The sequence below is a fragment of the Streptomyces sp. 130 genome (genome assembly GCF_007096885.1).
Taxonomy (GTDB): Bacteria; Actinomycetota; Actinomycetes; order Streptomycetales; family Streptomycetaceae; genus Streptomyces.
In genome coordinates this window covers 1-24,427 of sequence record NZ_VJNO01000005.1, presented here as the reverse complement: position 1 = coordinate 24,427, position 24,427 = coordinate 1, and the positions used below count along the sequence as shown (strand labels likewise).

Annotated in this window: 14 protein-coding genes and 1 riboswitch; of the genes, 7 read left to right on the top strand and 7 right to left on the bottom strand. The window is 73.6% G+C overall.

Going from position 1 to position 24,427, the window contains the following annotated elements; all coding sequences use genetic code 11:
• Positions 1-136 precede the first annotated feature (136 nt).
• A riboswitch (cyclic di-AMP (ydaO/yuaA leader) is annotated at positions 137-289 on the top strand.
• Between the two features lie 11 nt (positions 290-300).
• Both FKN01_RS06210 and FKN01_RS06205 read left to right on the top strand, forming a co-directional pair.
• Positions 301-1,470 (top strand): M23 family metallopeptidase, encoded by a 1,170-nt coding sequence (locus tag FKN01_RS06210; protein WP_143617270.1) that lies wholly within the window; start codon positions 301-303, stop codon positions 1,468-1,470.
• A 162-nt stretch (positions 1,471-1,632) separates the two neighbouring features.
• Positions 1,633-2,577 (top strand): aldo/keto reductase, encoded by a 945-nt coding sequence (locus FKN01_RS06205; RefSeq protein ID WP_143617263.1) that lies wholly within the window; start codon positions 1,633-1,635, stop codon positions 2,575-2,577.
• Between the two features lie 28 nt (positions 2,578-2,605).
• Here FKN01_RS06205 and FKN01_RS06200 read toward each other — a convergent pair whose 3' ends face one another.
• The 4 genes from FKN01_RS06200 to FKN01_RS06185 form a co-directional block, all read right to left on the bottom strand.
• Complete coding sequence (locus tag FKN01_RS06200; RefSeq protein WP_185992769.1) at positions 2,606-4,168, bottom strand: PrsW family glutamic-type intramembrane protease; 1,563 nt, start codon at positions 4,166-4,168, stop codon at positions 2,606-2,608.
• Between the two features lie 50 nt (positions 4,169-4,218).
• The gene (gene trmB, locus FKN01_RS06195; protein WP_143617261.1) at positions 4,219-5,055 is read right to left on the bottom strand and encodes a tRNA (guanosine(46)-N7)-methyltransferase TrmB; all 837 of its coding nucleotides are present in this window, start codon (positions 5,053-5,055) and stop codon (positions 4,219-4,221) included.
• Positions 5,056-5,130: 75 nt separating this feature from the next.
• On the bottom strand, positions 5,131-6,381 hold the full coding sequence (gene lhgO / locus FKN01_RS06190; RefSeq protein WP_143617259.1) for an L-2-hydroxyglutarate oxidase: 1,251 nt from the start codon (positions 6,379-6,381) through the stop codon (positions 5,131-5,133).
• A 112-nt stretch (positions 6,382-6,493) separates the two neighbouring features.
• Positions 6,494-8,071 carry a sporulation protein gene (locus FKN01_RS06185; RefSeq protein ID WP_143617256.1) on the bottom strand — a complete coding sequence of 526 codons (1,578 nt, stop codon included), beginning with the start codon at positions 8,069-8,071 and terminating at the stop codon, positions 6,494-6,496.
• 1,245 nt (positions 8,072-9,316) lie between these two features.
• On the opposite strand from FKN01_RS06185, the gene FKN01_RS06180 reads away from it, so the two are divergent.
• Together FKN01_RS06180 and FKN01_RS06175 are read left to right on the top strand one after the other, a co-directional pair.
• Positions 9,317-11,428, top strand: a complete 2,112-nt coding sequence (locus FKN01_RS06180) for an asparagine synthase-related protein (RefSeq protein ID WP_143617253.1) — start codon at positions 9,317-9,319, stop codon at positions 11,426-11,428.
• Between the two features lie 270 nt (positions 11,429-11,698).
• Positions 11,699-15,142 (top strand): BTAD domain-containing putative transcriptional regulator, encoded by a 3,444-nt coding sequence (locus FKN01_RS06175; protein WP_143617251.1) that lies wholly within the window; start codon positions 11,699-11,701, stop codon positions 15,140-15,142.
• Between the two features lie 129 nt (positions 15,143-15,271).
• Here the strand turns inward: FKN01_RS06175 and FKN01_RS06170 are convergent, their stop codons facing one another.
• A complete protein-coding gene (locus tag FKN01_RS06170; protein ID WP_143617249.1) occupies positions 15,272-17,320 on the bottom strand; it encodes a sigma-70 family RNA polymerase sigma factor in 2,049 nt (682 codons plus the stop codon).
• A gap of 221 nt (positions 17,321-17,541) precedes the next feature.
• Positions 17,542-18,420 (bottom strand): TetR/AcrR family transcriptional regulator, encoded by an 879-nt coding sequence (locus tag FKN01_RS06165; RefSeq protein WP_398931234.1) that lies wholly within the window; start codon positions 18,418-18,420, stop codon positions 17,542-17,544.
• Between the two features lie 418 nt (positions 18,421-18,838).
• Here FKN01_RS06165 and FKN01_RS06160 point away from each other — a divergent pair, with 418 nt between their 5' ends.
• Complete coding sequence (locus FKN01_RS06160; protein ID WP_260696799.1) at positions 18,839-20,155, top strand: NAD(P)/FAD-dependent oxidoreductase; 1,317 nt, start codon at positions 18,839-18,841, stop codon at positions 20,153-20,155.
• A gap of 178 nt (positions 20,156-20,333) precedes the next feature.
• Entirely contained in the window at positions 20,334-21,995 is a 1,662-nt protein-coding gene (locus FKN01_RS06155; RefSeq protein ID WP_143617245.1) for a SpoIIE family protein phosphatase, read from the top strand.
• 9 nt (positions 21,996-22,004) lie between these two features.
• Here FKN01_RS06155 and FKN01_RS06150 read toward each other — a convergent pair whose 3' ends face one another.
• Positions 22,005-23,300: an MFS transporter gene (locus FKN01_RS06150; RefSeq protein WP_143617582.1), complete on the bottom strand. Its 1,296-nt coding sequence runs from the start codon at positions 23,298-23,300 to the stop codon at positions 22,005-22,007.
• A 154-nt stretch (positions 23,301-23,454) separates the two neighbouring features.
• On the opposite strand from FKN01_RS06150, the gene FKN01_RS06145 reads away from it, so the two are divergent.
• Positions 23,455-24,009 carry a MarR family winged helix-turn-helix transcriptional regulator gene (locus tag FKN01_RS06145; protein ID WP_018101704.1) on the top strand — a complete coding sequence of 185 codons (555 nt, stop codon included), beginning with the start codon at positions 23,455-23,457 and terminating at the stop codon, positions 24,007-24,009.
• The last annotated feature ends 418 nt before the right edge of the window (positions 24,010-24,427 follow it).

Below are 24,427 nucleotides of genomic sequence, written 5' to 3'. Positions count from 1 at the left end.
TTTCAACCCGGTTGTGCCCTGTAAGTCCAGGCCGAGTGCGTGAACGATCAGCGGGAACAGCTTGGAATCGGAGCCGTCTGTCTATTAACGTTCGATAACGCAGCGCGGTTGTCCCAGCCGTCGTCAGGGACGGCGCCGCGCGCGTGCGCCGAATTCCGCAAGGGAACCGGGGAACCACCTACATGGGGTGAATCGGGCATCTTCGTCTTCACGAGAGGCGGAGGACCCGTAGGAGACCTTCCTGCTCCGAACCCGTCAGCTAACCCGGTAGGCGAGAAGGAAGGAAAGGAGTGCGCCCGCGTGGCGTCCAACAAGCCTGCCCCTGAATCACCTTCCCGGTTCGTGCCCGAGTACGCCGGCGACTTCGCGTCCGGCCCCGGCACCGCGTACATCCCGGAACAGGGAAGCGACTACATGACCGATCGGGGCAACGGCTTCGGCACCGACGCCGGTTTCGGCAGCGGCTTCCGCGCCGACGACGCCGACTCCGAGCGGACCTGGGAGGAATGGAACCCCACCGAGGAGTCCGTCCGCCCCGTCCGCGGCAAGCACCGTGTCGCCAAGCAGCGCAATGGTCTGGCCCGTAGCTCCACCGTCCTCGGCGTCGGTGTCATCGCGGCCGTCGGCGCGGGCGGCATGGCCACCGCACAGAGCAAGCCTCCGGTCTCCATCTCTCTTCCCGATTCCATCGCGGACAATCTCCCCGACGCCAAGTCCCTTCCCGGCGTAGGTGCGTTGTTCTCCGGCGGGGACGAGGCCGAAACCCCCGCGACCGCCACCGCGTCCGCTCCGCTGACCACCGCCGGCATCACCACCGCCGAGGCCGAGCAGGGCACCACGGACGCCGGCGAGGCGCTTCGCGCCCGTATCCTCCAGCAGGCCGAGCAGCAGCAGGGCGCCGCGGACGCCGAGGCGAAGGCGGCCGAGGAGAAGGCCGCTGCCGAGAAGGCCGCCGCCGAGGCGAAGAAGCAGCAGGACGAGGCCGAGGCCAAGGCCGCCGCCGAGAAGAAGAAGGCGGAGGAGGAGGCGAAGAAGAAGGCCGAGGCCCTGCGCCTGGCCAAGCTCGCCGCCAGTTACGCCATCCCCACCTCCTCGTACACGATCACCTCGACGTTCGGCGAGGCCGGCTCGATGTGGTCCTCCGGCTACCACACGGGCCTCGACTTCGCGGCCCCGACCGGCACCCCGATCAAGGCCATCCACACCGGCACCATCAAGTCGGCCGGCTGGTCCGGCGCCTACGGCTACCGCACGGTGCTGGAGCTGGAGGACGGCACCGAGCTGTGGTTCTGCCACCAGTCCTCGATCGGCGTCACGGTCGGCCAGAAGGTCACCACCGGCGACACCATCGGCCGCGTCGGCGCGACCGGAAACGTGACCGGCCCCCACCTCCACCTGGAGGTCCACACCCCGGACGGCACCGGCATCGACCCGATGGCCTGGCTGCGCGCCCGCGGTCTGACCGTCTGAGGTCCCTTTCTCGACGCCCGGCCCTTCCCCGTACGCGGCCGTCCGAACCCCGGCAGCCCTGACGCACACCCCCCGACGTCAGGGCTGCCGGTCCGCGTGACCGCCTTCGGCCGCACGGACGCGCCACGGAATACCGGCTGTTCGGAAGCTGTTGTTCCGCCTATGACTTCATTGCGCGCTCTCGGCCCGTCCGGCCTCCAGGTCTTCCCGCTCTGCCTCGGTGGAAACGTCTTCGGCTGGACCGCGGACGAGGACCAGTCCTTCGCCGTCCTCGACGCGTACACGGCGGCCGGCGGCAACTTCGTGGACACCGCCGACGCCTACTCGCACTGGGTTCCCGGAAACGAGGGCGGCGAGTCGGAGACGGTCATCGGCAAGTGGCTCGCCGCGCGCGGCAATCGGTCCGAGGTCGTGGTGGCCACCAAGGTCGGTGCCCTCCCCGGCTACAAGGGCCTCTCGGCGTCCACGATCAAGTCGGCCGCCGAGGAGTCGCTGCGCCGGCTCGGCACGGACCACATCGACCTGTACTACACGCACTACGACGACGAGACCGTCCCGGTCGAGGAGATCATCAGCGCGCTCGACGAGCTGGTCAAGGAGGGCAAGGTCCGCGAGATCGCCGCCTCCAACATCAGCCCCGCCCGGCTGCGCGCCTCGCTGGAGTTCTCCGAACGCGAGGGCCTGGCCCGCTATGTGGCGCTCCAGCCGCACTACAACCTCGTCTCGCGGGACACCTACGAGGGCGAGCTGCAGGACACCGCCGCCGACGCCGGGCTCGCGGCCGTCCCCTACTTCGCGCTGGCCGCCGGCTTCCTCACCGGTAAGTACCGTCCGGGGACGACCGTGGACAGCGCCCGCGCCGGGAGCGCGGCGGGTCACCTGGAGTCGGAGCGCGGGCAGCGGGTGCTCGCCGCGCTCGACACGGTGGCGCGGGACCGGGGCGCCGAGATCGCGACGGTGGCCCTGGCCTGGCTCGCCTCCCGCCCCACGGTCGCCGCGCCGATCGCCTCCGCCCGGACGGTCGACCAGCTGCCCGCTCTGCTGGCGGTGGCCGATCTCCGGTTGACGGACGGGGAGCTGTCGACGCTGACGGACGCCTCGGCGTAGGACGCGCGTCCGGCCCCGCCCCCACGGATCAGACCGGCGGTCCGCCGGTGTACGGCGGTGGGGTGCGGGGCTGTTGGCCGTAGGGCTGTGGAGGGTAGGGCGCCGGGCTGCCGTACGGGGCCGTGCTGCCGTACGAGGTCGGGCTGCCGTTGTACGGCGCCGGGTTGCCGTACGCGTACGGCGTGGGCCCGCCCGCGTACGGCTGGCGGGGTGGCCAGGCCGCCGTGTAGCCGGGGGGTCGGCGGTGGGTGGCGCGGGCCGCGTACGCGAGGGCGGGGGCGGCGATCTCACGGCGCTGCCACAGGTGGTGCAGCAGCTCCAGCTCGCGCGCGGCGAAGTCCGGGTCCGCCCTGCCCCGGCCGGCCTGCCGGCGCAGGGAGGCGAGGGACGTCGCGAACGCCTCGTACTCCGCGACCGCACGAGCCGCCGCCCTGCCGCGCTCCTTCGCCTCCTTGGCGCGGACCGTCGCGTAGGCGGGGTGGTGCGGATGGCCGGAGACGCTCGCCGCGTACCGCCTGCGGGCCGCGTTCCTGGCGAGGGCGCGGGCCCGCATGGAGGCGAGGGCGCGGGGCTCGTCGGGGGTGAGCCAGCCGGCTTCGGCGTACGCGGGGAGCTCGACGGCCAGGGAGCGCAGCTCCTTGCGGCGGGCCCGGACCACCTGCCAGGTCACCAGGGAGAAGACCGGGACCATGAACGCCCCGTACACGATGTAGAAACCGTACCGGCCGAAGGTCGCCGAGCCGTTCCACAGGGCGTGCATGCCCATCGCGAGGACCAGGCCGAGCAGCGGGACGGCGATGAGCCGCACCCGGCGGCCGGGTGCGCTGCTCGCGGCGATCCCGAGACCGATGCCCGTCAGGACGGTGAAGAGCGGGTGGGCGAAGGGGGTCATCACGGCACGGACCAGGAACGTCACCACGGTCACCGACGCGAAACCGGAGTCCAGACGCTGGTCCTCGCCGAAGGCGTTGCCCAGGTAGAGGATGTTCTCGGTGAAGGCGAACCCCGTGGCCGTGAAACCGGCGGCGACGACACCGTCCACGATCCCGGTGAACTCCCGCCTGCGGAAGAGGAAGAGCAGCAGGACGGCCGCCGCCTTGGCGCTCTCCTCGACCACCGGTGCGATGACCGTGGCGCCGAGGGTGTCCGCGTTCCCCGGATCGCTGTCGGCTATCCACCGGGTCGCGAACGAGTTGGCGAGGATGGCGACGAGGGCCGCCGCGCACGCGCCCCACGCGAAGGCGAACAGCAGATTCCGCCACGGGGCCGGCTCGACCCGGTCCAGCCAGCGGAAGGCGGTCATCAGCACCGGGACCGGCAGGACGGCCAGCCCCAGACCCACGAGGAAGCCCTCGGTGCCGGTCTGGTCGCGGACCAGGGCGAGGATCACCACCCCGCAGAGCGCCAGCAGCGTGAAGACGGCCACCACTCGGAACGTCCGGTTCTGCCAGAGCGGGCCGAGGCGGCGCGGCCGGTAACGCCACTGGCCCCGCGCCGGCACGGCGGCCAGGATCTCGCCGACCCGCTGCTCCTGGAGCACCGGGACGGCCGGCTGATTCTGCCGTTGTCGCTGAACAGACCCGTCGGACACCCCTCGACCCTAACGAGCGGTTCCGACAACGGCCATGGTGGCCGTACGGCTCAGACGCGCGCGAAGAGCAGGTCGTGCACCACGTGGCCCTTCCCCAGTCCCTGGCCCTCGAACCGGGTCTGGGGACGGAACGCGGGGCGCGGGGCGTAACCGCCGTCGGCCACCGTGTTCCGGAAGAGGGGGTGCGCGGTCAGCACGTCGAGCATCTGCTCGGCGTACGGCTCCCAGTCGGTCGCGCAGTGCACGATCGCCCCCGACTTCAGCGGGCCCGCCACCAGGTCCAGGAACTCCGGCTGGATCAGGCGCCGCTTGTGGTGGCGGGACTTGGGCCACGGGTCGGGGAAGTAGACCCGCAGCCCGTCCAGTGAGTCCGGCTCCAGCATCTCGCGCAGCAGGATGATCGCGTCCCCGTTGGCGACCCGGACGTTGGTCGAACCGTTCCGGTCGGCGAGGCCGAGCAGGTTGCCCTGGCCGGGGGTGTGCACGTCGACGGCGAGGATGCCGGTGCCCGGGTCGTCGGCCGCCATCCGCGCGGTGGCCTCGCCCATACCGAAGCCGATCTCCAGCACCACCGGAAGCCCGTCGAACAGGGCGGGCAGGTCGAGGACGCTCAGCCCGTCGATGTCCAGGCCCCACTTGGGCCAGAGCCGCTCCAGGGCGTTCTGCTGGCCGGGCGTGACCCGGCTGCGGCGCGGCTGGAAGCTGCGGATGCGGCGCTCGTGGTGCGAGCCCGCCGGATCGGCCGCGGGGCCGCCGGGGAAGCGGGGCTGCTGGCGCATCCGGCGCGCACGCTCCAGGGACGCGGCCCGCACGTCGTCCGGGATTCCGGCGGTGGTGGGCGCGGCACTGTCGGGCGTCGGGCGGGAGGGGTTCTTGGGCTCAGACACAATGCCCTGATTCTACGGGGCCGGGCGCCGACGGGTCGCTCGGCGACGGGCGGGGCCGGGGCGCCCCGGCGCACGTCATCCCGCCGCCGCGCGCTCCGGCGGCTTCCAGCCGGCCGCCGAGGCCCGGAGCAGGGCGCGGCGGGCCACCTCGCGGCCGATGGGCAGCGAGGCGGTGGCGGCGGGCGACGGGGCGTTCAGCACGTGCACCGTGTGCGGGGCCTCGCGGATCAGGAAGTCGTCCACCAGGGTGCCGTCGCGGAGCACGGCCTGGGCGCGGACCCCGGCCGGCGCGGGACGCAGGTCGTCCTCCGTGACCTCGGGCAGGAGGCGGCGGACCGCCTCCGTGAACGCGCGCTTCGAGAGGGAGCGGTGCACCTCGCCGGCCCCGTACCGCCAGTGCCTGCGGGCGATGCGCCAGGAGCCCGGCCAGCTGAGCGTGTCCATCAGCTCGCGGGTCCGGACGACGGGCCAGCCGTAGCCCTCGCGCGCGGCGGCGGGCACCGCGTTGGGGCCGATGTGGACGGAGCCGTCGAAGCCCCGGGTCAGGTGGACGCCGAGGAACGGGAACGCCGGGTCGGGCACCGGATAGACGAGCCCGCGCACCAGCTCGGGCCGCGCCAGCTCGTAGTACTCCCCCCGGAACGGCACGATCCGCATCCCCGGGTCGTCTCCGGCCAGCCGGGCGATCCGGTCGCAGTGCAGCCCCGCGCAGTTGACCAGCACCCTGGCCCGGACCACGAGACCGTCGGCCGCTCGCACGGCCACGCCCCAGGGGCGGCGGTCGATCGCCGTGACCTCGGCGCCGAAGCGGATCACGCCGCCGGCTCCGCGTACCTCGTCGGCGAGGCGCCCGGCGACCGCCCGGAAGTCGCACACGCCCGTGGTGCCGACCCGGATCGCGGCCAGGCCCCGCACCCTCGGCTCGTACTCGGCGATCTGCGCGGGGCCCAGCTCGCGCACCGGCAGCCCGTGCCGGCGCCCGCGCTGGACCAGGGCGTGCAGCCGGGGCAGCTCGGCGCGGTCCGTGGCGACGATCAGCTTGCCGGTCACCGCGTGGGCGATGGAGTGCTCCCGGCAGAAGTCGGTCAGCTCGGCGCCGCCGCGCAGCGCGTACCGCGCCTTGAGCGAGCCCGGCGGGTAGTAGATCCCGCTGTGGATCACTCCGCTGTTGCGCCCCGTCTGGTGGCGCGCCGGGCCCCTCTCCTTCTCCAGCACGGTCACGCGGGCGCCCGGCGCGGTGCGCGTGAGCGCGTACGCGGCCGACAGGCCGACGATCCCGCCGCCGATCACCAGCACATCGCAGTCGTACGCCGCGTGCGTCATCATCACGCCACCTCCCACCCCGATAGTGCACTGACCCACTGACAACGCACTCAAACCCCTGCGGCCAGCGTGGCGCTTCCCGGGAAGCGGGACTTCTACGCCGATGTCGGTACTTCTACGCCGGGGCGACCAGCAGAGGGCGGGCGCGCTCGCGCAGCTCCACGACGCGCGGCTCGTCCCCGTACGGCTCCAGGCGGTGCAGCAGGTCGCGTACGTACTCCGTGGTCCGCGCCGACGAGATGCGGCCCGCCACCTCCACGGCCCGGGTGCCCGCCGCACAGGCGGCGTCCAAATTGCCCGACTCCAGCTCGGCGACCGCCGACACGACGAGCCGCAGCCCGTGCGAGCGGACGAACTCCTCGGTGGGCCGGGACAGCGCCTGTTCGGTGAAGCGCCGGACCTGGCGGGGCGCCTTCAGGTCGAGATGGCACTCGGCGGCGTCGGCCGCGAACCTGTCGTACGAGTAGAAGCCCAGCCACGCCGGGTCGGCGTCACCCTCCCGGGAACGTTCGAGCCAGCTCTCGGACGCCTTGAGCGCGGCCCCCGCGGCCGGCGCGTCGTTCGCCTTCGCGTGCGCGCGGGCCTCGACCAGGCGGAAGAAGCTCATCGTGCGCGCGGTCGCGAGGCCCCGGTTGCGCTCGACGGCGGCCTGGGCGAGGTCGACGCCCTCGTCGGCGAAGCCCCGGTAGGTCGCCTGCAGCGACATCGACGCCAGGACATAGCCGCCGAGCGGCACGTCGGCCGCCGCCCGCGTGAGGCGCAGCGCCTGGATGTAGTACCGCTGGGCCGCCTCCTGCTGGCCGGTGTCGAAGGCCATCCAGCCGGCGAGCCGGGTCAGCTCGGCCGCCGCGCCGAACAGCGCCCGGCCGACCTCGTCGCTGTACGAGCCGAGCAGGAGCGGGGCCGCGTCCACCCGTAAACACTCCGGGACCATCGAGGAGCGCCAGTCGCCGCCGCCGTATTTGGAGTCCCAGCGGCGCGCGTCCTGGGCGGCCTCGCGCAGTTTGGAGACGTCGCTGTGGCCGACGCGCAGCGAGGAGGCGTCGGCTCCGGATTCGGGGCCGGGCTGTGCCGGGATCAGCAGGCTGTGGCCGGTGGCCGTGCCGGTCGCCTGGGCGGGTGATGCCGGGGTGCCCGGCCGCGCGGGTGCCCCTGCGGGGCCGTGCGCCCCCGGTGCGCCGTGTGCGCCGGGCTGCTGTTCCCCGGCCGTGGCCGACGTCCGCGCGACCGACGGGTCGGCGGGGGATATCAGCCAGCGGGACGCGGGAGTGGCGTACGCGCTCACCGAGAATGAGCCCGCGAGCGACTGCCAGATCCCGCCGCTGCCCGCGCGCCGCCCGGCCAGATCCAGCCGGTACAGCTCCGTCGCCGACCGGACGGCCGCGTCCACGTCACGCGGGAACGCCAGGCCCACCTCCGGCGCCGGATCGGCGTCGGCGAGACCGATTTCGTGCAGCGGGACGGGCCGGCCCAGCTTGGCGCCGATCGCCGCGGCGATGAGATGGGGCGCGGCGCCCTGGGGCACCATGCCCTTGGAGACCCAGCGGGCGACCGACGTCTTGTCGTAGCGGAGGGTCAGTCCGCGCTGCGCCCCCAGGTCGTTGACCCGCCGGGCGAGCCCGGCGTTGCTGATTCCCGCGAGGGCGAGAACGGTGCCGAGCTTCTCGTTCGGTCCTCGTTGCTCCCTGGACATGGCCACCCCTCGACACACAGACGGCAGCCGCGTCACCGTCTCGGCGCGCGGCATTCGTACCGTGTTCTCCCCAGGGACGAACCCTGTCACTCCGCCCGCACACGCATTTGGCCGTGCCCCGGGGAATATGCCGCCCTGCAGAGAACATCAGTGCACCCAGCGTAGTTCGTCGCATCCCTACCGTTAAGGGCCGGACGTCCGTATGGCGGGATTGTTGTCCGTCCCGGCCACGCGCGGAGTGCCGCGGGGCGGAAGGTGACGTGAGGGGCGTACGGGGCGGCGGAGGCGAACACGCGGCGGAGGAAGGGAAAAGGAAGAGCGGGGGAATGGCGGGGGTGCGGGGGAGGACGGGTGGAGATCGCCGGCGTGGGGTGCGGGCCGGGCTGCGCGTGCGGGCGATTCCGTTTCGCCGCGGCGTCGGACCGGCTCCGTATCGCCGCCCCGTCCGCCCGCCGACCAGCGCGGACCGGCGCGCGGGGCGTACGTGCCCACTGCCGTACGGGGCGCCTCCGGCCGGTCCGGCCGGGGTCCTCCGAGGGCCGGGTGCGTGCACCCCGGTGTGTGGCCGTGCGCCCGCACGTGCGCTCTGGCCCGGCCCGGGAGGCGGCGCTTGCATGGGTGCTGCGTGGATCGGCCCGCTGCGTTCGCAGCAGGGGGCTGGGGGATATCGCCGCCTCATTCCCCGCAGGCGGTGGACCGGTCCGGGGGGCGAGGCCCGCCCCCCGGACCGCGTGTTCCCGGGGGCGGGTCCGCGGTGTGGCGCGGGTGTGGCCGAGCGGATGCGCTGACCGGTGGAGTGATGGCCGAATTCGGGTGAACAGGGGCCAATCGGTCAGCGAAGGGTGAGATCAACGGTTCCCTTCCGCGCCGAGATTGGCCGGATGTCGACGGTCGGATGGTGGCGGGCCGGGGGAGGGGGCGGCCCGCCCCGCCGCCGTCGGGCCGGGTGCGGGGCGTGGCCGGAAGCGGACCGTTCGTGCGGCGTCGGACTGGGAGGGCAACGCCCGGAATCCACAGTTCTGTTGCCTTCCCGGGCGACGCGCGCGAGCCTTGCGCGGAACGCGCGTTCCGGTGTCCGTCCCGTGGCCATTGCCAGGGGCGCATGCGCTCGCGACGTGCGCCGTCCGTAGCCACTCCTGCGCGCCGTTGTCGTGGCAGCATGTCCGCAACGGCGCCGATCGTCACCGGAGTTCTCCGGGTGCTTGCCTGCCGCGCCGTTTTTGTCCACAGCCTGTGGAGGCGGCGATGCGTTGGTTGGTGGGTTGGAGCAGTATCGCCGCGAGCTTCGGCACGGCCGGGGCGGTCGGCGGCGGCGACGACGGGCGCACGATGCACCCCGTGGGCTCCCAGCTCCTGTGGGGCGACCCCGATCCGCTCTGGGCGGTCGGCGACTGGCGGCCCGACGAGATCCGCACCGTCCGGGTGGACACCGCCGAGGGCGCCCCCATGGTCCGGCTCGCCGTCCTCGGCTGCTGCGGGGCCACCGACGAACAGCTGCGCGTCGGACTGCTCGCCGCCCGGGGCGGCGCCCTGCGCCACCTCACCGCGTGGACCGGCAGCTACACGGTCGTCGTCCAGATCGGCCGCAGGATCACCGTCGTAGGCGACCTCGCCGGAGCCCGCCCGGTCTTCTACACGCCGTGGGCCGGGGGCACGGCGTACGCCACCGCCGCGCTCCCGCTCGCCGACCTCATCGAGGCCCAGCTCGACATCGGCCACCTGGCCGCCCTGCTGGCCTGCCCCGAGACCCCGGAGGCGCTGCGGGACGGCACCCCCTACGCGGGCGTGAAGCGCATCCCGCCCGGACACGCCCTGATCCTCCGCGAGGGCTCGCGGGAGATCACCGGTTACGAGGCGGTGGCCTCCCTCGCCGTGGCCGCGCCCGAGCTCGACCCGGTCAGCGCCGTCGACGGGGTGCGCGACGCCCTGGTCGAAGCGGTACGCGCCAGGCTCCTGGCTCCGCGCCACGCGCCGGAGACCCTGCCGCCCGACCCCGGACCGGTCCCCGGCATGGGCCCGGCCGAACGCCGCGCCGCCCGGGGCGCCCCCGTGCCCGGCATCGGCGCCGACCTCTCCGGGGGCAGCGCCTCGGCGACCCTCGCCCTGCTCGCCGCCGGTCTCCCCGGGCTGCCCGGCACGATCCTGGGCCACGGCACCGGGGCGGGGGAGCGGCTGCTCGCCGTCACCTTCAACGACCTGACGACCCGCGCCCACGAACCCGAACTCGAACGGGCCCGCGCCATCGCGGCCAACCCCCGGCTGCACCACGTCGTCGTCGCGGCCGGCGAAGAGGCCCTGCCCTATGCCGAGCTGGGGGCCGGCCCGCTCACCGATGAGCCGGCCCCTTCCCTCGTCCTCGCCGAACGCCACCGGCGCCGGCTCTCCGCGGGCAGCGCCGATCACTTCGTGGGCGCCGGTGCCCGGCAGGTGCTCGACGCACACCCGGCCCGCCTCGCCGACCTGCTGATGGACCGCCGCCGCCGCCACCTGCTGCGCCCGGTCGCCGCCCTCGCCAAGGCCGAAGGTCCCTCCGCGCATTCGCTGTTCGTGCCGCTGACCGTGTACCGGGCGGCCCGCAAGCTGGCCCGCACGTCCTACCGCGCCGGTCTGGAGACGGCCGCCGGCCGGCTGCCCGACGCCAACCGCTTCGCGCCCGGCCTCGATACGCCGGCCGACGCCTCGCTCGCCGCACTCGCCTGGTCGAGACCGGGGCCGGCCGCCCGGTGGCTGACCGGAGAGGCGCTGGCAGAAGTATCGGTTCGCCTTCAGGAGGCGGCGATCCGCCCCTCCTCGGTCCAGCGCCCCGGCGAGGCCCGGGCGAGGGCCGCCCTCGCCCGCAGCGCCGCCGACCACCGCATCCTGGAGCAGGCAGCGGAGATCCGCAGCCAGCGCCTGCACGCCCCCTTCCTGGACAACCAGGTCGTACGCGCGGCCCGCGCGCTGCCCGAGTCGCTGCGGGTCCAGCCGGGCGCCCGTGCGGCGATCCTGCGCCGCGTCCTGGCCGGCGCGGGCATCCACGAACTGCCCCCGGGCTGGGGCGCCCCCTCGCAGCACACCTCGACGGCGGTGACCCGGACCGGGCTGCGCGCCGCCCTGCCCGAGCTGATCGCGCTCTTCGACGCCCCGCTGCTCGCCGACGCCGGCCTGGTGGAGGCCCGCGTCGTCCGCAAGGCCCTGCGCGCGGCCTCCGAGGGGGAACCGCTGCCCCTGGACGGCCTCGCCGAGCTCGCCTCCACGGAACTGTGGCTGCGCCGCCTCATCTCCCGGCGCGGCACCTGCTGGACCGGCACGGCGGCCCCCCGCCAGCGCGCGGTGGCGGGAGGTGTGGTCCAGGCCCGGCGCTCGCTCCAGGGGTGAGGGGCGGTGCGGGCGCGCCGGGGCGAGGGGCGGCGCGGTCGTGCCGGGTGAGAGGGGCGTGTGCTGGGGGGTGGGTTGGTCCTTGGGTGTGCGGGGGTGTGGTTGGGCCGGGGTCGGTTGGTCCTCGGATGTGCGGGGGTGTGGTGGTGCTGGGGGTGGGTTCGCCCTGGGTGTGCGGGGGCGCGGTTGGGCGGGGGTGGGTTCGTCCTCAGGCGTCCCGGTCCGTCCGACCGCTGCTCAGCGGCGGTGCCGGCGGGACACAATGGTGCCGTGCGGTATCTGATCCTGGGCGCCACCGAGGCGCGAGACGAGAACGGTGGCGCGCTGCCCCTCGGCGGCAGCAGGCTGCGTGCCCTTCTCGCCGCCCTCGCCCTGCGGCCGGGACGCCCGGTGCCCGTGGCCGATCTGGTGGACGACGTCTGGGCGGACGATCCCCCCGCCGACGCGCCCGCCGCGCTCCAGGCCCTCGTCGGGCGCCTGCGCAGGGTCCTGGGCCGGGAGGCGCTGGCCAGCACTCCGGGCGGTTACCGCCTGACGGCCGGCCCGGACGACGTCGACCTTCATGTGTTCGAGCGGCTGACCCGGCAGGGCGGCGCCGAACTGGAGGCGGGCGCGCCGGACCAGGCAGCCCGGACCCTGCGTACCGCCCTCGCCCTCTGGCGCGGCCCGGCCCTGGCCGACCTGCCCGCCGGGGGCCAGAGCCATGCGCTCCGCCCCGAGGCCCAGCGCCTCGCCGCCCTGGAACGCCGCATCGAGGCGGACCTGCGCCGTGCGACGGGCGGTGCCGGGAGCGGCAGGGGCACGGGTTTCGACTCCGGGCACGCGGCGCCGCGTACGGGGCACGCCGGGGTCAGTGCTGCGGGCGGAGGCGGGACGCCCGCCCTTGCCGAGCCCCTCGTCGCCGAGCCCGGCGAGGCCGATGTCCCGCCCGCCGCCCTGGTCGCCGAGCTGACCGAGCTGACCGCCGCCCACCCGTACGACGAGCGCTTCCGGGCCCAGCTGATACGGGCCCTGCGCGCCGACGGCCGGCAGGCCGACGCGCTCGCCGCGTACGAGGACGCGCGGCAGGCCCTGGCCGACGGGCTCGGCACCGATCCCGGGCCCGAACTGGCGGCCCTCCACCGCGAACTCCTCGCCCCGGCGCCCCCGCCCGCCGAAGCCGGGTTGTTTCACGTGAAACCCGGTCGGAGCAACCTGCGCCCCCGACTGACCTCCTTCGTGGGGCGCGAGCCCGAACTGTGCGCCATCCGCGACGACCTGTCCCGGTCGAGACTGGTCACCCTCACCGGCCCCGGCGGCTCGGGGAAGACCCGCCTCGCCGAGGAGTCCGCCGCACAGCTGGCCCCCGCCCCCGGCGGTCCTCCGCCGGATATCTGGATCGCCGAACTCGCCCCGGTCGACGACCCCGAGGCCGTCCCCGGCGCGGTGCTCTCCGCGCTCGGGCTGCGCGAGACCGCCCTGCTGCGGGACCCCACCCTCGATGGCGCGCCCCCACGCACGGACCCGGTCGACCTGCTGGTCGACCGCCTGGGCCATGGCGCCCGCGCCGCGCCCGTTCTCCTCGTTCTCGACAACTGCGAGCACGTCATCGGCGCCGCCGCCGCACTGGCCGAGACCTTGCTGACCCGCTGCCCGCATCTGCGCGTCCTCGCCACGAGCCGCGAACCGCTCGCGGTCCCCGGCGAGGCCGTACGGCCGGTCGGCCCCCTGCCCGCCGACCCCGCGCACCGCCTGTTCACGGAGCGCGCCAGGGCCGTGCGCCCCGGATTCGACCCCGGTCAGGGGCCGCACGACGCGGACGCCGTTGCGGAGATCTGCCGTCGGCTGGACGGGCTGCCGCTCGCGATCGAACTGGCCGCTGCCCGGCTGCGTCTCCTGGGGCCGCGTCAGATCGCGGACCGGCTCGACGACAGGTTCCGTCTGCTGACGGGCGGTAGCCGGACCGTACTGCCTCGCCAGCAGACGTTGCGAGCGGTTGTCGACTGGTCCTGGGACCTGCTGGACGAGGCCGAGCGCACCGCTCTGCGCCAGGTCTCGGTCTTCGCGGGCAGCTGGGACCTGGCCGCCGCCGAAGCGGTCATCAGGACACCGGCAGGTCCCGGCGGGCCGGCCGCCGACACCGCCGACCTGCTCGGCGCGCTGGTCGACAAGTCCCTGGTGGTCGCCGCCCCGGGCGCGGACGGCGCGATGCGCTACCGCCTGCTGGAGACGATCCACGAGTACGCCACCGAGAGGTGTGCCGAGACTCCGGAGGTGCGCGCTGCCGCCGAGAGCGCGCACACGGCTTACTTCCTCGCCCTGGTCGAGGAGGCCGATCCGCTCCTGCGTTCCGGCGACCAGCTGCCGTGGATCCAGCGTCTGGAGACCGACCTCGACAACATCCGGGCCGCCCTCCAGCGCACCACCTCGCCCGCCGCCTCCTCCGAAGCGGAGGCAGCCCGCCTGGTACTGGGCATGGGCTGGTTCTGGTGGCTGCGCAACTACCGTTCCGAGGGCCTGTCCTGGACCCGGAAGGCCCGTGCGCTCGGCCCCGAGCCCACCGACGAGTCCGACCCCCGTTACTGGCCTCGGATGAACCTGCACATGCTGTGGTTCTTCTTCGCGGCGGAGAGCGGTCAGTCCGCGATGGCCCACGACGACACCGCACTCCACGCGCTCGTGGTCCGGGTGGCCGACGCGTTCGCCACCTCGCTCACCCACAGCGTCCGGTTCCCGGGGCTGCTCTGGCCGATGACCGCGTATCTCACCGGCGCGCCGGAGGACATCAGGGAGAAGATCGACGCGGCGGTCGACAACGCCCGTGAGTTCGGCGGCCTGTGGGAGTACGGCGTCATCCTGATGTTCCGCGCGCACATGATGGTCGACATGCCGGGCGGCATGCCCGGGATCGACGACGACCTGGAGGAGCTGCGCACCCTGAGCCGCCGCATCGGCGACCGCTGGATGCGCGCCCAGGCGGCGAGCGCGGCGGCCGAGGCGGGCATGATGCGCGGACGCTACGCCGAGGCGCGCACCGCGTACGAGGAGGCGCTGCTGCTCGCCCGCGAGGTCGGCGCCCACGCCGAGGCCCCGTTCCTCCTGGCCCGGCTCGCCGAACTCTCCTACCGCACCGGCGACCTGGCGGACGCCCACCAGCGGCTGGACAGCTCGGAGGCCGAGGCCGAACGCCACCAGGCCCACGACGCCACCGCCTACGTCCACTACCTGCGCGCCACGATGGCGTACTACCGGGGCGCCATCGCGGACGCCCGCCGACTGCTCACGGTCGCCCTGGAGGAGGCCGGGCGCGGTGGCCCGCCGTCGCATTTCACCGTGGCGATGGCCGGCCTGTCGGCCCGGATCGCGGTGCACGAGCCGGGGCCCGACGGTGGTCTCGTCGCCGGGGCGCGCGGGCTGACCGGGGCGCTCGTCGCGGCCAAGGAGGCCCAGTGCGCCGAGATCGTCACAGGGCATCTGGCGGACGGCGCGGTGTCGGTCCTGGCGAGGCTCGGCCACCACGCGGTGGCCGTCCGCGTGTCCGCCGCCGCCGACGACTGGCGGCGGACGTCGAGCCCGCGGGCCCAGGGGGAGCAGGCCGAGACCGATGCGGCCGAGCGCCTGTGCCGCGAGGCACTGGGCCCCGCCCGCTACGAGGAGGAGCGCGCGGCGGGCCACGGGCTGAACCTGGACGACGTCATCGCCCTGCTGCGGGAGATCGTCGCGGACCTGTCGTGACAGCGGGCCTGCTGTGACAGCGGATTTGCCATGACAGCGGGCCTGCTGTGACTGCGGACTTGCCGTGACAGCGGGCCTGCCGTGACATGCGCAGCGCGGCGTGCCGAGAGGCCTTGCCGGCCCCCCTCCTCAGTGACAGCTGATGCGGGACTCGGCCCAGTCCGCGAGGGCGACCCCGCCGAACGGCCGCTCCGGCTCGACCACCAGCCGGATTCGCTGCTGGCCCGCCACGTTCACCCCGACCGGCACGGCCGGTTCGTTGCCCCGGACCACGGGGGACCGCCACAGCCGCCTCCCGTCCCCGCCGAACACCGAGAACCGCGCGGCGCCGAGGCCCAGGGTGAGGTCGTCCACCCCGGCCATGGCCTCGTACCGGGTGCACTGGCGGTTCAGCTGGATGACCACCGATGACCGGTTGTTGACGGTCACCCCGTGGGCGTATCGCGTGCCGCCGACCGACAAGCCGGAGCGCTGCCAGACCCAGCCGCTCTCCCCGAGCACCACCTCGGGGGCGGTGTGGTCGCCGAAGAGGGTGTAGCGCAACTCGCTGACCTGGTAGACGTCCGGCTCCGGCGCGGGAGGCGGTGGAGTCGGGGCCGGAGGCGTGTGACTCGGCGTCGGCTTCGGTGAAGGCGTGGGCGTCGGCGCGGGACCAGGCGGAGGAGTCGGCGTCGGTGCGGGCGGGGGCGTGGGCTTCGGGGGTGTGGGGGCCGGCGGCGCGGGCCTCGACGGTGCGGGGGCCGACGGTGCGGGCTTCGGGGGCGTCGGCTTCGGCGTGGCAGGCGTCGGCGGCGTCGGCTTCGGCGGTGTGGGCGAGGGCACCGCGGGCGCCACGGCCGGGGGCTTGGGCACCGGCTTCGCCTCGGGCCTGGGGCTGTCATCGCCCACCAGGGCCCAGACGAGGCCGGCCGCCGCCGCGACGGCCACCGCCGCGGCGATGCCGGCCTTGGCCGGTGCGCCGAGCCCCTCCGAGGCCGCCGCGCCACCCGCCGCTCCCGTGGACGTACCCCCTCCGGTCGCCGCCGCCGCGGCACTCGCCCCGGCGGCACCGGCCGCACCTCCCGCCACGATGCCGGCGGCCTTGAGGGCGTACCCGGCGGCGAACCAGCCGATGACCGCGACCGGAAGCAGCGCGGGGATACCGGCGTTGACCTGGGCCAGCTCGCCCGCCGCCAGACGGCACTTCGCGCACTCGTCCAGATGCCCGCGCAGCCCGCGCTCCGCCCGCATCCGCAACCCGCCCCGGGCATACGCGCCGAGACGGTCGGCGTAGCGTGCGCAGTCGCCGCCGGAGGTGAGCGCCTGGCTCACATGGGCCTGCAGGTACGCCTGCTTGAGCCCTTCACGTGCCCGACTGGCCAGCACCGAAGTCGCGTTGGCGGTCAGCCCGAACAGGGGCGCGATGTCGCTGGGCGACTCCTCCTCGACGGTGGTGTGCCACAGGACCGCCTGCCAGCGCTCCGGAAGGCTGCGGAACGCCTGCATGGCCATCGACCGCTCGGCCTCATGCATCGCGAGCACGTCCGCGCCGAGGTCGAGGGTGTCGTCGTCGGACACCTCGGACGACCGGGCGGCCTGGAGGGCGAACGCGGCGAAGTCGTCCACCAGCTGCTCGCGCTTCGCGGTCTTCGTCCAGGCGGCCGCCACGTGCCTGACCGCCGTCATCAGATAGGCGCGCACCGCCTCCTCGGGGCCCTTGCCGCCCCGTACCGCCTGCAGGGTCCGGGCGAAGACCTCGGCGGTCAGGTCGTCGGCGGTGTGCGCGTCCCGGCAGCAGGTGCGGGCATAGCGGCGCACGGCCTGCGAGTGGCGCCGGAACAGCTCGTCGTAGGCGAGGTCGTCTCCCTCCCGCATGCGCTGGACCAGCTGCGCGTCCGACGGCCCCGCCACCGCCGTGCCGGAGCCCCGCCGCGCCCGCTGCATCGGTACGGCGGGGGCCGTCTCGGCGGGTGCCGTGCCGGGGCTCGCGAAAGCCCCTGGCGCGCCGCCGTCCTCGACCGGTGCGGGCGGCCAGGGGCCCGGCAGGACCGTTCCGCCCGGCTCGCCGGTGTCGATGGCCTGGTGGCCGGGGACGCCCTGGCTCGGAACCGACGGACCGGGCGAATCGGCCGGCGCCGTACGGCCGCCGACGGTGGGCACACCGTCGTACGGCTCTTCCCTCTGCCCGTCACCACTCATCGCGGACGCCCCCGTATGCGCCATCGGACCCGAATACCGGGCAAGCGTGCCACAGAGCGCCTTTACGGAGAGCCCTCAGCCCCGCCAACCACTCATCCGGGGCGTCCTTCCGAGAGAGAACACCTGGCGGGCACTCCTTGGAGGGAGGGGCCCCGGGGCAGGGTTGACGTGACAGTGGGCGAGAGGCGGAGCATCGCGAGCCCGCCCGCACCCGGTACCCGTCACTCGGGCCGGGAGCGCAGTCCCTCCAGCAGGATGTCCAGCAGCCGGGAAGAGGCCGCCGCCTGCTGGGCCGCGTCCGGCAGTGAGGGGGCCGCCGTCGCGATGACCAGCAGGACGTCCGACACCGTCACATCATGGCGCAGCTCGCCCGAGGTCCTTGCCCGGTCGACGAGCCGCCCCACGACCTCCAACAGCTCGGCCGCACCGGCGCCCAGGTCCTCGCCGCCGGCGTCCGGACCGGGCCGCTGCTGGGACGCCGCCCGGGGCGCGGCCGTGCCCGCCTCCTGCCGCTGCTGGGGCACCCGGGGTTCGTCCCCCGTGGCCTCGCCATCCGCCCCGGCCACGGTCGCGTCCTCGGTCTCCACACCGACCCGCAGTATCTGCGGCGGCAGGAGCCGGCCCGCCCCCGAGGCCACGGAGGTGCGCAGGAAGCGCGAGAGCGCCGACCACGGTTCGTCCTCCTCCCCGAGCGCGGCACGCGCCTGGTCGGTCAGCCGGGAGGTCTCCTCCTCGGCTATCCGCCGCACCAGCACGTCCTTGCTGGGAAAACGCCGGTAGACCGTGCCGACGCCGACCCTGGCCCGCCGGGCCACGTCCTCCATCGGGGCCCCGTACCCCAGCTCCCCGAACACCTCGCGCGCCGCGCGCAGTACGTGTTCGAGATTGCGCTGCGCGTCCACCCGCAGCGGGGCCGGCCGCGCGTGCGCCGACGCGCCGCCGGGCTGGGCGCCAAGTCCGTTGCTCAGCGCGTTCAGTGCCGTCGGAGGCGCGGTCGTCGTGGTGCCGCCCGTTCCGTTGAGGGTGCCGACTGCCCCGGCGTGTCCGCCTTCTTCAGGCGCGACAGCAGTGGCCGACCAATGCGATTCCTGAATGTCCATAACAGTTCCCCCGGTTATGACGTCTCCCCCCGGAGACTCCCGCCGTGTCCGTCGAGGTGAACAGATCGTCACCGTCCGACACCCCGACGACATACGAACATAGTTGAGCCCGGGTCAATTCAGAAGGGGGCAGTTCCGCCCGGAGCGCCCCCCGATCGGCGCAAGGACCGGTTGGTCACCACTTGATCCCCGCCCCTGACCCGTACCGCAATGCCTGACCTGCGGAGCTTGTGCGCCAACGGCCCGCCAGGCCCAGAGGGACCGTGCACGGCCTCCGGTCACACAATTTGCCGGGGCTGTGGACAAACTTCGGTGCACGTTGCGTCATGGGGTGGTGATGGCTTCAGTTTCCGGGGGCACACCCCCCGGCCCCCCGCCGGGTGCGCGCATCCTCGTCGTCGGTGGAGGCTACGTCGGGATGTACACAGCGCTGCGTCTCCAGCGGAAGCTGAAGCAGAGACTGAGAAGCGGCGAGACCGAGATCGTGGTGGTCGCTCCCGAGCCCTATATGACGTACCAGCCGTTCCTCCCCGAGGCCGCCGCCGGCTCGATCTCACCGCGCCATGTCGTCGTACCGCTGCGCCGAGTCCTGCCGCACTGCACGATCGTCATCGGCGAGGCCCGGGCCATCGACCACACCAAGCGCACCGCCACCGTCACCACCCTCGCCAGCGGCGAGGACGGCACCGGTGCGCTGGAGATCGAGTACGACGAGCTCGTCCTCGCCCCCGGCTCCGTGTCCCGCACGCTTCCCGTCCCCGGCCTCGCCGACCACGGTGTGGGTTTCAAGACGATCGAGGAAGCCATCGGGCTGCGCAACCACGTGATCGAACAGATGGACATCGCGTCCGCCACCCGCGACCCCGCTGTCCGTGACGCAGCCCTGACCTTCGTCTTCGTCGGCGGCGGCTACGCGGGCGTGGAGGCGCTCGCGGAGCTGGAGGACATGGCCCGCTACGCCTCGCGGTACTACCACAACATCAAGGCCGAGGACCTGAAGTGGGTCCTCGTGGAGGCCACCGGCCGGATCCTGCCCGAAGTCGGGGAAGACCTCGGTCGGTACGCCGTACGGGAATTGCGGGGCCGCAACATCGACGTACGTCTCGACACCAGGCTGGACTCCTGCGAGGACCGGATCGCCGTCCTCAGCGACGGATCCCGCTTCCCCACCCGCACCCTCGTGTGGACGGCCGGCGTCAAACCGGCTCCTCTCCTGGCCGCCACCGGCCTCCCCCTGGACGACCGCGGCAGGCTCGTATGCACCGCGAAGCTGACCGTCGAGGGCACCGAGCACGCCTGGTCTGCGGGCGATGCCGCCGCCGTTCCCGACCTCACCGCCGCCGAAACCGGCCGCACGACCGCCCCCAACGCCCAGCACGCCGTCCGCCAGGCGAAGGTCCTCGCCGACAACGTCGCCGCCGCGCTCGACGGGGGGCCGCTCACCGAATACCGCCACAGCTACGCGGGCTCCGTCGCCTCGCTCGGACTCCACAAGGGCGTGGCACACATCTACGGGCGCCGGCTGAAGGGGTATCCGGCCTGGCTGATACACCGCATGTACCACCTGGGCCGGGTCCCCACCTTCAACCGGAAGGCACGCGTCCTGGCCGAATGGACGCTCGCGGGCCTCTTCAAACGCGAAATCGTCTCCCTGGGCTCCCTTGAGCATCCCCGGGCCGAGTTCGAACTCGCCGCCGGACGCCGGCCGCGGCCCGACGGGGACGACTGTCAGTAGGGTCCGACACACTGGACGTGTGACCATGGGTGGGCCCACATCTGCACAGAGTGACCCGGCCGGCAGCAACCGACAGTGACCAGCGAAGACCGCCCAGGAGCGACGAACGCGCCCGACGCCCTGGCAGACGAAGCACCCGCCCGAGCGGACCAGACCGACACACGAGGCCAGAAATTCCGTGAACTTCACGCGTTGGAGCGCCCGCCTCCCCGGTACGCAGCGTCGCGCCGCCCGGGAGGACCACAGCTCCGTACCGGCGGCCCGCGCCGAGTACGCCCGGGCCGAATCGGGCGCCGCGCCGCCGCAGGGCGGACCGGTCGGCGTCCCCCTGCCCTCGGCGCCCGATCTGGGGGACATCTCCGCCCGCGACATCCTGGGCCGGCTGCCCGCCCTGGTCGCCCTGGTGCACGGCGCCGACCACCACGTCGCCTACGTCAACGACGCGTACACCGCGGCCTTCGGCCCCCGCCCCTGCGGCGCCCCGGCCGCCGAGGTGATGCCCGAACTGACCGAGATCGGCCTGCTTCCCCTCATGGACCAGGTCCTGCGCAGCGGCACCCCGCGCACGGTCAAATCCCGGAAGGCCGCCGACGGCCGCTCGTACACCGTGACCTGCACGCCCGTGCGCCCCGACAAGGAGAAGGGCCGCGACAGCGGAGTCCTCGTGTACGCGGCCGACGTCACCGACCACGCCGAGGCCGCCGAGCGGCTGCGCGCCAGCGAGGGCCGCCACCGCGAAACCGCCGTCACGCTCCAGCGCTCGCTGCTCCCGCAGGAGCTGGAACAGCCCGACGACCTGCGGATCGCCGCCACCTACCAGCCGGGTGGCACGGACGCCGCGGTCGGCGGCGACTGGTACGACGTCATCACCCTGGGCGCGGGCCGCACCGCGCTGGTCATCGGCGACGTGATGGGACGCGGGGTGCGCGCCGCCGCCGTCATGGGCCAGCTCCGCACCGCCGTACGGGCCTATGCCCGGCTGGATCTTCCGCCGCACGAGGTCCTTCAGCTGCTCGACGGGCTCGCCGCGGAGATCGACGCCAGCCAGATCGCCACCTGCGCCTACGCCGTGCACGACCCCAACGAAGGGCTCCTCGTCTTCTCCTCCGCGGGCCACCTGCCGATCCTGGTGCGCGACGAGGACGGCACGGTCCGCCGCGCGGAGGACCCGATCGGCCCGCCGCTGGGCACCGGTGGCTGGATCCACACCTCGGGCACGATTCCGCTGCAGCCCGGTTCGACCGCCGTCCTCTACACGGACGGGCTGGTCGAGCGCCGCAGCGAGGACATCGACGAGGGCGTGGGTGCGCTGGAGCGGGCGCTGTCCGGCGCGACGGGCGCGCCGCAGGTCGTCTGCGACCGGCTGATCCGCTCCCTCAACGTCACCGCCGAGCACGACGACGACGTGGCGGTCCTGGTCGTGCAGCATCCGGCGCGCACGGGCGCCGCCGCCGAGCTGTTCCACAACGCCTCACTCGATCTGCTCGGCGGCACCGAGGCGGCTCCCCGCGCCCGCGCCTTCGCGACGGGCGTGCTCGCCTCGTGGCGATTCCCCGTGGAGCTGTGCGATCTCGGGGTCCTCGCCGCCGGGGAGCTGGTCGCCAACTCCCTCCAGCACGGCACCCCGCCGATGCGCCTCGGCCTGCGCCGCACCGACCGCCGCCTGATCATCGAGGTGACCGACGGCGACGAGCACCTGCCGCGCCGCCGCCGCGCCGAACCGGCGGACGAGGCGGGCCGGGGCATCTCGATCGTGGCCTCCATCGCCACGTCGTGGGGGAGCCGCCGGACACCGGGCGGCGGCAAGGCGGTGTGGTGCGAATTCGTCCTGCCGCAGTAGCGTCCGCGCTCAGCGCGCGGCGGCCACGGGCGCCGGCGCGCTCTCCGGCACGGAGACGGCCACCACCCGCGACGGCGCGTGCGCGAGCGAGGGCTGGTCCTGTACGGGGGTGAGCCGTCGGCCGAGTCGCAGCGCGAGCGCGGTGATGCCCAGCGAGAACAGGACGAACGTCACGATGTACGGGCCGTGCAGCGACGCTCCCATCGGACCGCCCACGGCGGGGCCGACGGCCAGCGCGAGCTGCTTGCAGAGCGCGAACGCCGAGTTGTACTGCCCCACCATCGACTCCGGCGCCAGGTCCGCGACCAGCGGCGCGACGGTCGGCGACAGCATGGACTCGCCGAGGCCGAACAAGGCGTACGTGGAGATCATCGCGGCCGTCGCCATGGTCTGGCTGCCGTGCCCGAGGCCCGCGTAACCGGCCACGATCCAGGCGAAGGCCCAGATCAGGCCGACTGCCGCGATGACCCGGGTGCGCCGCCGGCGCTCCACGAGACGCAGCACCACGAACTGCGCGACGACGATGACGGCGGTGTTGGCGGCCAGCGCCACGCCGAGCGTGGACGGCTCGATGCCGGCGGCCTCGGTGCCGTACGCCGCGAGCCCGGACTCGAACTGCCCGTAGCAGGCGAAGAACAGCACGAAGCCCAGGACGCACAGCTGCACCATCGCGCGGTGCGAGACCAGAGCCCGGAGCCCGCCGCGCGGGGCCGGCGCCCCGGCCACCGTCTCCGGCGCGTTCACGGGGGCGCTCGGCATCCGCACGGTGGCCGCGATGACGCCGAGCACCAGGAACATCACGGCTTCGATCAGGAACAGCAGCGTGAACGACGCGGGGCTGCTCGTGTCGACGATCTGCCCGCCGACCAGACCGCCGATCCCAAGGCCCAGGTTCTGCAGGAAGAACTGCATGGCGAAGGCCCGCGTACGAGTGGCGGCGCCGGTGCACCGGACGAGCATGGTGGCGAGCGCGGGCTGCATGACGGCGGTTCCCGCGCCGAGCACGGCCGCCGCCAGGACGGCGGTGGTGACCTGCGAGGACACGCCGAGCGCGATGGCGCCCAGGGAGGCGACACCGGAGGCGGCGATCAGCACGGGCAGCGGCCCGCGACGGTCGATCGCGCGGCCCGTGAACGGCAGGACCGCGAGCGCCGCCATGGCGAAGACCGCCAGCACGATCCCCGCCGTACCGGCGCCCAGATCCCGTACCTGCGCCACATAGACGTACAGGTACGGAACGGTGAACCCGAGCCCGAACGCACTCAGCGCGCTCCCCAACTGGATCCGCCGCAGTGCTGCGCCCATTTCCCTGGTCACACTCACCTACCTCAAGCTCTCGAACTCTGAGTCGTACCAACCGAACGACTCGAACCCGAAGACTTTATCACTAAAGTTAGACGTTGAACACTACGACTCGAAGGACTTCGACGGCTATGGGTGGCGTGCCATACTGCGCGCCATGTCCGACACCACCGAGCCCGGACTCGATGAGCCGAGCCTCGACGAGCAGATCGCCGCCTACCAGCGCGAGTACCGCGACCTGGACCCCCAGGTCGAACAGGTCGTCTCCGCGCTCGGCCGGCTGAACCGCCGGATGAACGTCGCGTACGGGAGACAGCTCGCCGCGCTCGGCATCAGCAACGCGGAGTGGGAGGTCCTGAAGACCCTCGTCCTGGGAGGGGAGCCCTACCGCCTCGGCCCCGGCGAGCTGGCCAAACGGCTCGGTCTCACCCCGGCCGCGATGACGCACCGCATCGACCGCATGGCCGGCGAGGGCCTCGTGACCCGCGATCGCGACGAGAACAACCGCGTCCGCGTCATCGTGGAGCTGACGGACGAGGGACGCACGAAGTGGCTGGAGGCGATGCGGATGGCCACCGACTTCGAGGCGGATCTGCTCCAGGACCTCGACGGCGAGGAGCGCGGGGTGCTCGGCGCGATGCTGACCCGGCTGCTGCGGAGGGTGGAGCACGCCCAACCGGACGCCGGCGGCAGGCTCACCGACCTGGACTGAGTCACCTGTCGACTGGGCGAGGAGGGGGTTGACAGGCCCCTCGGCGATCCGTAAGGTTCTTCGGGTTGCCACGGAGCCTGAACGGTTTTGCGGCAGCCGATCCCGCCGCAGACGCGGCACACCAAACTCAGCACGACCTCCCGTTCGGGGAAATTTCGGCATGCCGAAATTCATTTCGAAGGCCCGATTATGAGCCGCCGGGAAAGTCCGCTAGAGTTTTGGACGTCGGAACGGCCCAACAGCCGGGAAGACAAGCCTCGCTGACTGGGAATCAGGCCCGAAAGGATCTGATAGAGTCGGACTCGCCGGAAAGGGAAACGCGAAAGCGAAGAACTGGAAAGCGAAAACTGCTTGACCCGCTTCGACCGGGAATCGGACACGAAAGAGTCTGATAGAGTCGGAAACGCAAGACCGAAGG